11 protein-coding genes are annotated in these 12,426 nt (G+C 70.7%); 8 read left to right on the forward strand and 3 right to left on the reverse strand.

Annotated elements, in window-relative coordinates; translation table 11 throughout:
• Positions 1–92: 92 nt before the first annotated feature.
• Both E1281_RS16215 and E1281_RS16220 read right to left on the reverse strand, forming a co-directional pair.
• Positions 93–278 (reverse strand): hypothetical protein, encoded by a 186-nt coding sequence (locus E1281_RS16215; protein ID WP_131878975.1) that lies wholly within the window; start codon positions 276–278, stop codon positions 93–95.
• Positions 279–289: 11 nt separating this feature from the next.
• Positions 290–499 carry a hypothetical protein gene (locus E1281_RS16220; RefSeq protein WP_131878977.1) on the reverse strand — a complete coding sequence of 70 codons (210 nt, stop codon included), beginning with the start codon at positions 497–499 and terminating at the stop codon, positions 290–292.
• A 229-nt stretch (positions 500–728) separates the two neighbouring features.
• On the opposite strand from E1281_RS16220, the gene E1281_RS16225 reads away from it, so the two are divergent.
• Together E1281_RS16225 and E1281_RS16230 are read left to right on the forward strand one after the other, a co-directional pair.
• Positions 729–1,937, forward strand: a complete 1,209-nt coding sequence (locus E1281_RS16225; RefSeq protein WP_131878988.1) for a helix-turn-helix transcriptional regulator — start codon at positions 729–731, stop codon at positions 1,935–1,937.
• Positions 1,938–1,954: 17 nt separating this feature from the next.
• Positions 1,955–2,581 (forward strand): 2'-5' RNA ligase family protein, encoded by a 627-nt coding sequence (locus E1281_RS16230; protein ID WP_279433618.1) that lies wholly within the window; start codon positions 1,955–1,957, stop codon positions 2,579–2,581.
• A 304-nt stretch (positions 2,582–2,885) separates the two neighbouring features.
• Here the strand turns inward: E1281_RS16230 and E1281_RS16235 are convergent, their stop codons facing one another.
• Positions 2,886–4,625, reverse strand: a complete 1,740-nt coding sequence (locus E1281_RS16235; RefSeq protein ID WP_131878992.1) for a hypothetical protein — start codon at positions 4,623–4,625, stop codon at positions 2,886–2,888.
• 390 nt (positions 4,626–5,015) lie between these two features.
• Here E1281_RS16235 and E1281_RS16240 point away from each other — a divergent pair, with 390 nt between their 5' ends.
• From E1281_RS16240 to E1281_RS16265, 6 genes are all read left to right on the forward strand, one after another.
• The gene (locus E1281_RS16240; protein WP_131878994.1) at positions 5,016–6,608 is read left to right on the forward strand and encodes an AMP-binding protein; all 1,593 of its coding nucleotides are present in this window, start codon (positions 5,016–5,018) and stop codon (positions 6,606–6,608) included.
• Positions 6,605–7,837, forward strand: a complete 1,233-nt coding sequence (locus E1281_RS16245; protein WP_131878996.1) for an acyl-CoA dehydrogenase family protein — start codon at positions 6,605–6,607, stop codon at positions 7,835–7,837. Before E1281_RS16240 ends, E1281_RS16245 begins: the two co-directional genes overlap by 4 nt.
• 36 nt (positions 7,838–7,873) lie before the next feature.
• Positions 7,874–8,632, forward strand: coding sequence for an enoyl-CoA hydratase/isomerase family protein (locus tag E1281_RS16250; RefSeq protein ID WP_131878998.1), 759 nt, complete (start codon positions 7,874–7,876; stop codon positions 8,630–8,632).
• An 8-nt stretch (positions 8,633–8,640) separates the two neighbouring features.
• Positions 8,641–9,627: a VOC family protein gene (locus tag E1281_RS16255; RefSeq protein ID WP_131879000.1), complete on the forward strand. Its 987-nt coding sequence runs from the start codon at positions 8,641–8,643 to the stop codon at positions 9,625–9,627.
• Positions 9,624–10,706, forward strand: coding sequence for an acyl-CoA dehydrogenase family protein (locus E1281_RS16260; protein ID WP_131879002.1), 1,083 nt, complete (start codon positions 9,624–9,626; stop codon positions 10,704–10,706). The genes E1281_RS16255 and E1281_RS16260 overlap by 4 nt, the downstream gene beginning before the upstream one ends.
• Positions 10,707–10,820: 114 nt before the next feature.
• Positions 10,821–12,426, forward strand: a 1,606-nt coding sequence (locus tag E1281_RS16265) for a glycosyltransferase family 2 protein (RefSeq protein ID WP_131879004.1), incomplete at its 3' end; no start/stop codon positions are given.

Here is a 12,426-nt window from a genome sequence, read left to right on the forward strand (position 1 = left end):
GATCCGGCCGCTGCGCGAGGCCGCCGGGGATGCTCCCCGCGCACTTTGGATGAGGGCGACGCGGCTGAATAGCCGGCGGCGCCGCCCTCGGCTCAGTCGGTGACCCTCCGAAGGTGCCAGTGGATCACCACCGCGAGCTGCTCTCTGCTCGCTGCTTCGACCAGGCACGGCCCGCGACGTCCGGGCAGCATCGCCCAATGGCTCCCGGTGGCCTTGCCGTGCCAGTGCACGACGTCGTCCGGGATCTGCGGAGTGACGGCGACCGACGTCAGGTCCATCACGGCGTCCGTTAGCACGGTGCCTCGACCTTGGTGACGGCATCCAGCAGTTCGCGGAGCCGCCCAGCCGACCCGGCGCGCAGCCACGCGACGCCGCCGCCAAGCGGATAGCGGAACGGCATCCGCTTGGCCTCCCAGGACAAGTCGACGGCGTCCGGGACGTGGTGGTGGAACACCCAGTCGGGGAAGTCAGCGCGCAGGCTCGTTAGATCTTCTAGCACCTCCGATGGGGATGCTGGTTCTTGTACGTTGCTCACAGCCGGACCTCGCTTCCGGTCAGGCCCCGGAGCTCCGGCGTTCGCGCGCCGGCCGGGGCCGTCCTCGTGCCTCGTGACACCCTTCGCCCTCCACTTGACCGCGGTCAGCGTTAGCGTGGAAGGCGCTGTCCGCTGGCCCTCCGCGCGGGCAGCGGTGGACAACGGGTCAACCCGGGATGAAACGGGTGAGGCAATGACGACCTTCGGCGAGAAGCTGCGTGCGCTCATGGCCGAGCGGCAGATCAGCCAACGCAAGCTGGCCAAGCTCGTCCCGTGCGACGGCGGCCACCTCTCAAAGATCGCCAACGGCCACAAGCGCCCCTCTCCCGAACTCGCCAATCGCTTGGACGAACTTCTCGAAGCAGACGGCAAGCTCGCGGCGCTCAGACCCGAGCGTCCATCGTCTGCAGGCGAAGACATATTGAACCTGGCGGCGTGGCTTGAGGAGACCAACGTCGGGGACGGCGCGGTCGGTCACTTCGAAACGGCTACTCGGCGCTTGGTTTACGACTACCCACGGCAGCCTCCACTCGCCGTCCTCCATGAAGCCCAGGCTCTCCAAGAGAGAGTCTGGGGCATCTTGCGGGGCGGGCGGCAGCGCATCGCCCAGACACGGGCCATTCTCGCCGTCTCCGCCGAACTGTTCGCGTTGATCAGCTTGCTGGCCGGGGATATCGCTCGGTACCGGCTCGCTGACGCATACGGCTACGCGGCGTGGACGTGTGCAGACGAAGCCGACTCCGATGCCGCCCGGGCCATAGTCCTGTGCGCAAAGTCCAAGACCGCGCGCTGGGAAGGCCGCTATGTGGAAGCCGCAGACCTTGCGCGGCAGGGCTTTGAGCTGGCCCCCGCCACGGCGCGGGCCCGCGTGCTCCTCGCGGTGTCGGAGGCCACCGCCCTGCAATCCCGTGGTGACATCCGGGCGGCGACCGCAGCGGTGCGGCGTGCTCAGTCTGCCCGCGATGCCCACTCCGCCACGCACGAGAGCGCCGACGCCTGGAGTTGCACGCGTGCCCGGGAGGCCGCCTACGCACTCCAGGTCGGTCTTGGTGCCCGTGACCCTGGCAGAATACTGCGATCGGTCGCGGATGCAGATGACGCTTGGGCCGACGGCGACCAGTGGGTATATGGCACCTGGGCTCAGGTCCGTATTGGTGCCGCCTTGGCGCATGTGATGTCCGGTGACATCGAGGACGCGGATGCTGAGCTGGACGGGGTTTTCGATCTCGGTACCGAGTACCGTGTCGTGACCATCGTTGGGCGGATGGGTGAGATCAGTCGTCGGCTCGGCCACAGACGGTACGAAGGTGACCCGCGCGCCGCCGAGCTGCGTGAGAAGATCCGCGCCTTTCAGGCCGGTTCGTTAGAGCATGAGCCGGTCGCCACCCGGGAGAACCTGTGAGCCCGATGCCCGAGCGCATGTCCGATCATTGGTGGTGGCGGGCGGGCGTGCGGCCCGGTCGCCGACTGCTTGTGTGGCACATCTTGCCCGATGGGCAGGCGGGGGTGCTCGACCTCGTCCGGCAATGCCAGGACAAACTTGCTGGGTTGGACGGGCTTGACCCAGTTCCGGCAGCGTGGCTGCATATGACCACGCAGATCGTCGGGTTCGCCGACGAGATTCCGGACGCCGAGGTGGAGACGATGACCGCCGGGGTGTCCGAGCAGCTTTCCGATATCGCGCCGATTGATGTAGAGCTCGGGAAACTTTGGCTGCACAGCGAAGCAGTGATGCTGGGTATCAGGCCGCCATTCGCTCTGGATCCCGTCCGGGCGGCGATCCGCGCGAGCGTCGCAGATGCCGTGCGTGTGCACCAGCTTGATGACGAGCCAGACTGGACGCCGCATATTTCCGTCGCCTACAGCAACACTCATGGACCTGCCGCCCCCATCATCGGTGCGTTGGCGGCGCGCCCGGAGCTGCGTCCCTTCCGGGTCGGCAGGGTCTATCTAGTCGCGCAGGAGCGGGTCGGGCACCTCTATCGCTGGGAGCGGCGAGCAGTGGCCCGGCTCGGCGGGACGACGGCGCGGCCGAGTTGCGGGTGACGGTGCTGGCCTGGCCGGTTGGGGGGCCGTCGTGGTGTAGCCGGGTTGGGGCCGTTGGTGGACGTCGTGTGTCGGGTTGTGGCCGTGTACAGGTGGTTCTTGTGGTCGTACGGTTGTTTATGCGGCGATACGCGAAGACGGTCGCCATTTTGGTGCTGCCGGGGATGGCTTTCATGTGGGTCGCCGGCGGGTTCACATGGCAGGCCGCGTTGGTCGGGGTGCTGCTCATCCCCGGTTATCTGCTCGCCAGTCTGGTGCTGTTCGCCTTTTTCGCGTGGGTGGTGGTGATGGGGTTTCGGCCGGGTCAGGTGCGTTTGAGGATGCCGGTCAGGCCTGCCACCACCGCGGTGGTGAGGAGCCAGCCGGACGCTGTGAACGTCCAGGTCCAGTACATGGCGGCGTTCTTGGCTCGCCATGCCTTCTGCTGGCCCAGGTCCACGATGGGGAGCAGGACGTCGAGGGTGTAGCCGAAGGGGTTGAAGGCTGGGGCGTTCTTGTCGGTGCGGGTGAGGTCGTGCGGATGGGTTTCGGTGAAGATCCAGGTGCCCAGGGCCAGCAGGACGGCGAGCCAGACCGCCGCCAGCCAGGTTCGGTAGCCGTAGCCGACGGTGAGGTAGAGCAGCCAGTTCGCCAGCTTGCCCGCCGGGTTCAGCTCCGCGCGGCGCCGCCACTGTTTGGCGACCGCGACCTTGTGCGCCGCCTGTTCGTCGCCTGCGCGCCGGTAGACGGACGTGAGCTGGTCGTAGAGCTGGGGGACGTAGCCGCCGGGATCGCGGGTCAGCCAGGCGATCCGTGTGCGGACGTCGGCGGTGTCCTCGTGGAGGCCCAGGGTGTCGTAGGTGAATCCGCGCAGGCGGATCGTGGTCGGCCAGGTCGCCGGGGCGTCCTCCAGGGTTCCGACGCGGGCGCCGGTGAGGTTCACGTCGCCGGTGGGGCGGTGGCGAGGTAGCAGGGTCAACGCGGCGGCGGTGGCGCCTTCGAGGTCGAGGGCCCGCCGGCCGGGTGCTGTGAGCGTGGACTCGGAGAGGTCGAGGTGGCCGCCTATGCGGGCGCCGGGGAGCCGGACCTCGCCCTCGGCGGCGAACCCGTTCGTGGCGTGGAGGTCTTGGTTCACGGCGAGGTCGGCGGCGTTCAGCGCCTGGCCGCCGGGGTTGCTCAGGCGGGCTCCGGCGAGGACCAGGGTCGCGTTGATTCGGGCGCCAGGGAGTCGGACGTCCCCCTCGGCCGCGAGGCCCTCGGCCAGCAGGCCGTCCTCGACCGTGAGCCGGTCGGCGGTCAGCGCGGTACCGCCGGGGTTGGTCAGGCGCGCCCGGCTCAGGTCGAGCCGGCCGCCGATGCGGGCACCGGGGACGCGCGTCTCGCCGTCGGCGGTGAGGTCCCGGCAGAACACGTCGTCGCCGACGGAGAGCCTGGCGGCGGCCAGGGCGTCGCCGCCGGGTGCGTTGAGGTTCGCCCCGGTCATGGTGAGAGTGCCGCCGATGGTCGCGCCGCGGAGGTGGATCTCGCCGATGGCGGTGAAGCCGTCCTGGCACCGCATGTTCCCGGTGACGGTGAGTGCCTCGGCGTCGAGGGCACGGCCGTCCGGACGGGTCAGGCGCGCGGCGTTCAACGACAGGTTCCCGCCGATCCGGGCTCCCGCCAGGGACGTGGTCCCGTGGACGGTGACGCCGTCCAGAGCGAGGTCGCCGGTGGTGGACATCTGATCGGCGGTCAGGCCCGGCAGGTGGCAGCCGGGCAGGCGGATCGCGGGTGCGGTGCATTCACGCAGGTTGACCGGCATATCGAAGTGGCAGTCGGCGAGGAGGATCGGACAGGGCGGCTCGGCCGCCTCCAGGTCGAGTTCGCCGGTGATACGGGCGCCGCGCAGCTTCACCGCGCGGAGCGGGGGGCCGTCGGGTGTCCGTTGCGTGAGGAGGGCTGTCAGCGCTCCGGCCCGGACGGTTCGCCCGGCCGATCGCGCCGGAGCGTCGCGGGTGTGCAGGTCGATGAGCGTTCCCGCGAGGGCGGCGCGGAGCAGTTCCGGATGGTCGACGGGTGCGGTCATCGCGGTGGTGGCCCCCGGGGGATGGGCGGTGGAAGGTTTCGCGTCGAGGGTTCCATGATCCGTGAACCCCGGCGACGCCACCGTAGGCGCCGGTGGGCGGGATCGGGGTTCCGGCTGCGCTCCAAGGCGGTGGGGTGGGCGGCCGAAATCGGGGCACGGTAGGGGTGTGGTCCCGGTCACACGGGTGTCATGTGTCCCAGTAACGCACCCTTGGAACAGGGATGTTCCCTTCTTGCCACTGTTGCCGGTTATAGCGTTTCGTGTTCCTCTATTTATGGCAATGTCCGGTTGCGGATCGCTCCCGGCCGATTCCGTCCGACCGAAACACCGCCACCCAGCCGACGACGCACGCCACCTACGACGACGCACACAGCGACAGCGGAGGTCCGGATGCGCAAGGAGACGCTGGAGAGCTTCGTCCTCGGGGACGTTCTCCGGTCGCAGGCGCAGGTTCACCGACGGCAGACGTTTCTCAAGTTCCGGGACGGCGAGATCACCTACGGCGAGGTCGACGCGGCCGCCGACCGGATGGCGCGGCGGCTGGCGGGGGCCGGGATCGGGCGCGGCGACCACGTGGGCGTGATGCTGCCGAACTGCGCCGACTTCGTTCATCTGATCTTCGCGCTGGCGCGGCTGGGGGCGGTCGCCGTGCCGATCAACATCGCGTACCGCGGGGAGCTGCTCCGGCACGTGCTGGACAGCTCCGACTCGGGGTGGCTCGTCATCGACGGGCCGTACGCGGAGCGGGTCGTGGAGGTCGCCGAGCGGCTGCCGAAGCTGGGCGGCGTGATCGTGCGGGACGCCGCCGGAGCCGGGGTCCCGCTGGAGCTGCTGGGGAAGCCCGCGCGGGACCTGGCGGCGCTGCCGGAGGACGGGGACGGGCGCGTCGAGGTGCCCGTCGGGTTCGCGGACATGCAGGCGATCATGTACACGTCGGGGACGACCGGGCCGTCCAAGGGCGCGATGGTCCCGCACGCGCTGGCTCTGACCTGCGCCTATGACTCGCTCGACTTCCTCGATCGGTGGGGCAAGACGATCTACTGCCCGCTGCCGCTGTTCCACGCGGCCGGGTTGTGGGACGGGATGCTGTCGGCTCTGCTGGGCGGCGGCTCGATCGCGATCGTGGACCGCTTCAGCGCGTCGAGGTTCTGGGACGACGTGCGACGCTTCGACGCGCAGGTCTGCATGAGCGTGTTCTCGATGATCCCGATCCTGCTGAACCGGCCGCCCACGTCACGGGACCGCGACCACCGGCTGGAGACGTTCTACATGGGCAAGTCGAGCCTGGACGAGCCGCTGAGGGAGCGTTTCGGGATCCGGTCCGTGGAGACCTACACGAGTACCGAGGCGGGCATCGCGACCGGCAGCCCCTACGGGGAGTGGCGGACGGGTTCGTGCGGGCAGGCCCACGAGGAGCGGTTCCAGGTCGCGGTGGTGGACGAGTACGACCGGGAGGTGGGGGCGGGGGAGCCGGGCGAGCTGGTGCTGCGGCCGCGGCAGCCGTTCGTCCTGACGACCGGGTACTACGGCAACTGGGAGGCGACCACCCATTGCTTCCGGAACATGTGGTTTCACACCGGAGACCGGGTATGGCGCGATGACGACGGATATTTCTACTTCCTTGACCGGATGAAGGACGCCATCCGCCGGCGCGGGGAGAACATCTCGGCCTTCGACCTGGAGACCGAGATCAACCGGCATCCGGCGGTGCTGGAGTGCGCCGCCATCGGCGTGCCCTCGGAGCTGGAGGACGAGGACATCAAGGTGTCGATCGTGGTGCAGCCGGACACCGGCATGGACCCGGCGGAGCTGGTCGCCTACTGCGAGGAGCGGCTGCCGCGGTCGATGGTGCCGCGCTACGTCGAGTTCGTGGAGGCGCTGCCGCGCACGCCGACCGACAAGGTCGCCAAGTACAAGCTGCGGGCGCAGGGCGACGGCGGGATCACCGAGACGACCTGGGATCGGGAGGCGGACGGCCGGTGAACTGGGACGACACGCCGGAGGAGGCCGCGTTCCGCGAGGAGGCGCGGGCCTTCGTCAAGGACGGGTTCCCCGCGTCCTACCGTCCGGCGGCGGACGAGGAGCAGAGCCTGGAGCCGGAGGACGTCGCGGGCTACAACTGGCCGGTCGACCGCGTCGCCGACGATGAGGGGCGGCGCGAGGGCGCGCGGGCGTGGGCGGCGGCGCTCGCCGAGCGGGGCTGGATAGCGCCGCACTGGCCGGTGGAGTACGGCGGCGCGGGGCTGTCCGCCATGGAGGAGTTCATCCTCCACGAGGAGATGATGCGGGCGCGCGTGCCGACCGTGAACGGCATCGGCGCCTTCCTGCTCGGGCCGACGCTGCTCGTGCACGGGACGGATGAGCAGAAGGCCAGGCACCTGCCCGCGATCGCGAAGGGCGAGGCGACGTGGGCGCAGGGGTTCTCGGAACCGGGGTCCGGCTCCGACCTGGCGTCGCTGCGCACCAGAGCCGTGCGCGACGGCGACGAGTACGTGGTGGACGGCCAGAAGGTGTGGACGTCCCTCGGCCAGTACGCCGATTGGCTGTTCGTCCTGGTGCGCACCGATCCCGACGCCGAGCGCCCGCATCGGGGGATCACGTTCCTGCTGGTCAAGGCCGACGCGCCGGGAGTGACGATCCGCCCCATCACCGACATCAGGGGCGCGGTGCCGTTCTGCGAGATCTTCTTCGAGGGCGTCCGGGTGCCGGTGGCGGACCGGGTCGGCGAGGAGAACCGCGGCTGGTACGTCGCGATGTCCGCGCTCGGCTTCGAGCGGGCCGGGATCGGCGCGACGATCAAGTACGAGCAGGCGCTCGCCGAGCTGGTCGCCCACCTGCGGTCGCCGGAGGGCAGGCGGTCCGGCCGGACGAGCCCCGCCCTGCGCCAGGAGATCGCGCGCCGGCGGACCGAGATCCGCGTCCTGTACAACCTGGCCCGCTACACCGTGTCGCGGCAGGCGGCGGGCGAGGAGCCCGACTTCGAGGCGTCCATCAACCAGCTCTTCGGCGCCGAACTGCACCAGCGGCTCGCCCGCACCGGCGCGCGGGCGTTCGGGCGGTCCGCCGCCCTCTGGGAGCGCGAGGGGGCTCCCCTCGGCGCCGCGTTCACCCACATGCGCATGGACTCGGTGGCGTCCACCTTCCTCGGCGGCACGACCGAGATCCAGCGCAACGTCATCGCCACCCGGGGCCTGAACCTGCCCCGCGGCTGACCGATCCGCGATCCGATCCAGGAGGAGCGAAACCCCATGCCCGACGAGAACGCCTACGAGACCGTCGATCTGCGGATCGAGGAGAGAGTCGCCTGGCTGACGCTGAACCGTCCGGACAAGCTCAACGCGCTGACGCCGACGACGATGGCGGAGCTGCGCGACATCCTCACCCGCGTCGACGACGACGAGGACGTCTGCGCCGTGGTGCTGCGCGGCGCCGGTGAACGTGCGTTCTGCGCCGGGATGGACCTCGGCTGGTCGGAGAAGCTGACCCCGCGCGAGCGGGTCGAGCAGGGGCGGCTGGGTGAGAAGACGTTCGCGATGATGGAGCGGACGTCGGTCCCGGTGATCGCGGCCGTGCACGGCTACGCCGTGGGCGGCGGCCTCGAACTGGCGCTCGCCGCCGACTTCATCGTCGCGTCCGACAACGCGAAGATGGGCCTCGTCGAGATCACGCTGTCGGCGCGCCCGCCGTACCGGCCGAAGATGACCGAGGACGGCGACCCCGACCAGCCCGAGTTCGGCGGGTCGGCACCGGGCTGGGGCGGCGTGAAGCGGCTGCCCGAGCGGATCGGCAAGGCCCGCGCCAAGGAGCTGCTGTTCACCGGCGCGCGGATCGGCGCGGACCGGGCGCTGCAACTGGGCCTGGTCAACGACGTGTACCCGGCGGAGGAGTTCGACAAGCGCGTCGGCGAGCTGGCGGAGCGCATCGCGGCGATGAACCGCTACAACCTGCGGCTCGTCAAGGAACTGGTCACCAACGGCTACGACTGGATCGAGCCTCACCCGAGCTAGGAGAACCCGTGCAGATCTACCGCATCGATCATGTCGCGCAGGTGGCGTCCGACCTCGACGCGCAGGTCGGACGGCTGGAGGGGCTGTTCGGGTTCCGGCGCGTCCGGAGCTGGGACAACCCCGGCGAGGGCGTGCGCGGCGCCCGGCTGGAGATCCCCGGCAGCCACGGGCAGGCGTGGGAGGTCGTGGCGCCCGCCGGCGCCGGCTCCGCGCTGCAGACCTGGCTGGACGACCACGGCGGACGTCCCGGCCTGCACCACGTCGGCGCCGAGGTACCCGACCTCGAGGCCGCCCGCGCGGAGCTGGAGTCGCGCGGCATCAAACCGGCCGACGGGACCGGCGGCCGGTGGATCGAGGCGTCGCTGAGCCCGCCCGAGCACGGCCCCGGCGTCCTGTTCCGCCTCCGCGGCCCCGGCGGGCTGGACATGTGCGGCGACTCCGCCGACGCTTCGACGGAGGCCGTCGAGCCGGACGGCCCGTCCTCCAGCCCCCACCCACCGCCATTCAACGGACGAGCTGCGCTCGACGGCTCGTCCCTCGGCATCGTGGCGCTCGATCACGTCTGCCAGGCGTTCCACGACCGCGACGAGCTGGCCCGCTGGTACCGCGACCTCGCCGGGTTCGTGCAGGTCTGGCGGACGCCGGAGGACGAGCACCCCGACATGGCCGACCTGGTGCTGAACATCCCCGGCTCGGCGATCTGCTGGGAGGTGATCACCTCGCGCGGGGAGGACTCGTTCATCGACAAGTTCTTGGAGCGCAGCGGCCCGGCCGCGCACCACGTCACCTTCGAGGTCGCCAACTGGGACGCGGCGATGGCGGCCTGCGAGCGGTACGACACGCCGACCTTCGACGACGAGGAGGGCGTCACCGACGGCGCGGCCTGGAAGCACACGTTCATCCATCCGAAGCACACCGGCGGCGTTCTCGTCCAGCTGTTCTGGGAGGAACGGCCGGGCGTGTGGGTCCGCTCCGACAAGATCCCGCCGTCATGAACCTGAGCCTCACCGAGGAGCAGGAGCTGATCGCCGGCACCGCCCGCGAGCTGCTGGAATCGCGGGCCGCGACCGCCGGGGCGCGGGCGATGGACGGGGATCCGGCCGGGCACTCGACCGCGCTCTGGAAGGAGATGGTCGACCTCGGCTGGACCGGTCTCGCCTTCCCCGAGGAGCACGGCGGCGTCGGCGGCGACTTCCTGGACGTCTGCCTGCTGTTCGAGCAGCTCGGGTACGCGCAGGTCCCGAGCCCGCTGGCGGCGTCGGTCGCGTGCTGCGGCATGCCGGTCGCGCGCTTCGGCACGGCCGGGCAGAAGCGGCGGTGGCTGGGCGCGATCTCGGGCGGGGAGATCGTCACCGCCGCGCCCCTTCCCTGGGACCACCCGGGGGACGGGCCGGTGGCGTCGCGGGACGGCGACGGCTTCGTCCTGAGCGGCACCGCCACGTTCGTCCCGTATGCGGCGTCGGCGGAGCACATCCTCGTGGTTGTGCGGCTGGACGGCGAGCCCCACGCGTTCTGGGTGGACGCCTCGTCCGTCTCGCTCAAGCCGCTGGGCACGGTCGGTGTCGACCGTCCCTGCCACGTCGAGCTGCAAAAGGTCCATGTCCCGGCCGAGGCCGCATTGGGCGCGGACGCTGCCGGAGCGATCGCCCGGTTCGGCGCGGCGGCCGTGTGCGCCGAGATGGTGGGCGCGGCGCAGCGCGTCCTGGACATGACGGTCGCGTACGCAACGGAAAGAGAGCAGTTCGGCCGTCCGGTCGGGTCGTTCCAGGCGGTGCAGCACCACTGCGCGAACATGGCGATCGACGTGCTCGGCTCGCGCTTCATCGCCTACGAGGCCATCTGGCTGCTGTCGGTGGACCGGGACGCCACCCAAGAGGTGTCGATGGCGAAGGCGTGGGTGAGCGAGGCGTACGAGCGGGTGTGCGCCCTCGGCCACCAGGTGCACGGCGCGATCGGCTTCACCCAGGAGCACGACCTGCACCTGTTCTCCCGCCACGCCATGGCCGCGGCCCTGGCCTTCGGTGACGGCGACCTTCACTACGACACCTTGGCCGACGAACTGAACATCCCCTGACCGGCGGCGACGCCCGGCCGGGGGCGCCACCCGGCCGGGCGTCCGCGCGTCGCCTGATGTTCACCGAAGGTGCTTAGAGTGTCCCTCCCACCCTGAGCCGACGGTAGAGGGACCATGACGAAACCCCTGGTCAGCGTGATCGTGCCCGTCTTCGACGGGCGGGACACGGTGGGGCGGGCGCTGGAGTCGGTCTTCGCCCAGACCCTGCCCGCCGAGGAGGTCGAGGTCATCGTCGTCGACGACGGCTCGACCGACGGGACCTCCGAGCTGCTGGACGAGCTGGCGCGTACCCGCGACGGGCTGGACGTCGTCCACCAGCCCAACTCCGGAGGGTCGGGCGCGCCGCGCAACCGGGGGCTGGAGCGGGCGTCCGGGCGGTTCGTGTTCTTCCTGGACGCCGACGACCGGCTCGGGCCCGAGGCGCTCGAACGCATGACGGCGACGGCCGAGCGCAACGGCACCGACATCGTCCTCGGGAAGCAGGTCGGGACGGGCGGACGCAAGGTGCCGAAGGTGTTCGGCCGCACCATCGAGCGCACCCACGTCCTCGACCCGGACTGCGACCTGTTCCCCCGGATGTCGATGGCCTCCCTCCAGCTGTTCCGGCGGTCCCTCATCGAGCGTGCCGGGCTGCGGTTCACCGAAGGCGTGCTGTCCCACGAGGACCAGCTCTTCACCGCCGGGGCCTACCTGAACGCCGCAGGAGTCTCGGTCCTCGCCGACTACGACTGCTACTTCTGGGACGCCAGGGCGGACGGGACGAGCAGCACCCAGCTCGGCGGCGCCCCGCCCGCCGAGGTGCACGCGATCGCCGGCCAGGCCATGGCATTGGTCGCCGAGCACACCGAACCCGGTGAGACGCGTGAGAAGCTGCTCTACCGGTACCTGCTGCTTGAGGTCTTCGTGCTCCTCGAACAGCGCTACCTGGACTCCACCGGCGAAGAGCGCGACACCCTCCTCAAGGGGTGCCGGGAACTGCTGGAGAACTGGCTCACCCCGACGCTGCTGGAGCGCTACGGACCCCGCCACCGGGTCCTCGGAGACTGCCTGACCCACGGTCTCGATGAGGAGCTGGCGGAGATCCTGCGGTTTCACCGGAGCGGCCGGCGGCCCGCCATCCATCTGGAGAACGGCCGCGCCTTTCTCGAGTACCCCTGCTTCCGGGATTCCGCCGCGGCCATCCCCGACGCGTGCTACGAATCCGGCGCGGTACTGGCGCTCCGGCATGATCTGCTCGGCGTCGCGTGGGAGGACGACGGCCTGGTCATCACCGGAAATGTCCTGCTCGGCGACGTGTACGAAGGGACGCTCGTTCTCGACCTCGTGCTGGAGGACGAGTCCGGTGGCCTTCACCGGGTGAGCTGCGAGGCCCGCCCCGCCGCACGCGCCGACGAGGGGCTCGCCGCGGCCTACACCGCGACGGTCGTCCCAGGGCAGGTCTCCTTGCCGGACGGGCGCTGGACGTTCCGCGTGGAGGCCGCCATCGAAGGGCACATCCTCAGCGCGCCCGTCACCAAACCGCGGGGGATGGCGCTCCCTCACGCCGCCCTCGCCGAGACCGAGACCGGGTGGCGTCTCGTCAGGCCGCTGCCGCCGCGGGGACGCGGGCCGCTCGTCCTGGACGTCGGTGGCGCCCTCACCACCGCCGACCTGCGAGACGTCGAGGTCGGGCTCGACGCGGACGGGCGGCTGCGGGTGTCCTGCGAACCGCCGCCCGCCC

Source organism: Actinomadura sp. KC345 (genome assembly GCF_004348515.1).
Classification (GTDB): domain Bacteria; phylum Actinomycetota; class Actinomycetes; order Streptosporangiales; family Streptosporangiaceae; genus Spirillospora.

Coding starts and splice junctions, on each gene's coding strand:
- E1281_RS16215 (WP_131878975.1), bottom strand. CDS start 278: ATGGACCTGACGTCGGTCGCCGTCACTCCGCAGATCCCGGACGACGTC.
- E1281_RS16225 (WP_131878988.1), top strand. CDS start 729: ATGACGACCTTCGGCGAGAAGCTGCGTGCGCTCATGGCCGAGCGGCAG.
- E1281_RS16230 (WP_279433618.1), top strand. CDS start 1,955: ATGTCCGATCATTGGTGGTGGCGGGCGGGCGTGCGGCCCGGTCGCCGA.
- E1281_RS16235 (WP_131878992.1), bottom strand. CDS start 4,625: ATGACCGCACCCGTCGACCATCCGGAACTGCTCCGCGCCGCCCTCGCG.
- E1281_RS16240 (WP_131878994.1), top strand. CDS start 5,016: ATGCGCAAGGAGACGCTGGAGAGCTTCGTCCTCGGGGACGTTCTCCGG.
- E1281_RS16250 (WP_131878998.1), top strand. CDS start 7,874: ATGCCCGACGAGAACGCCTACGAGACCGTCGATCTGCGGATCGAGGAG.
- E1281_RS16260 (WP_131879002.1), top strand. CDS start 9,624: ATGAACCTGAGCCTCACCGAGGAGCAGGAGCTGATCGCCGGCACCGCC.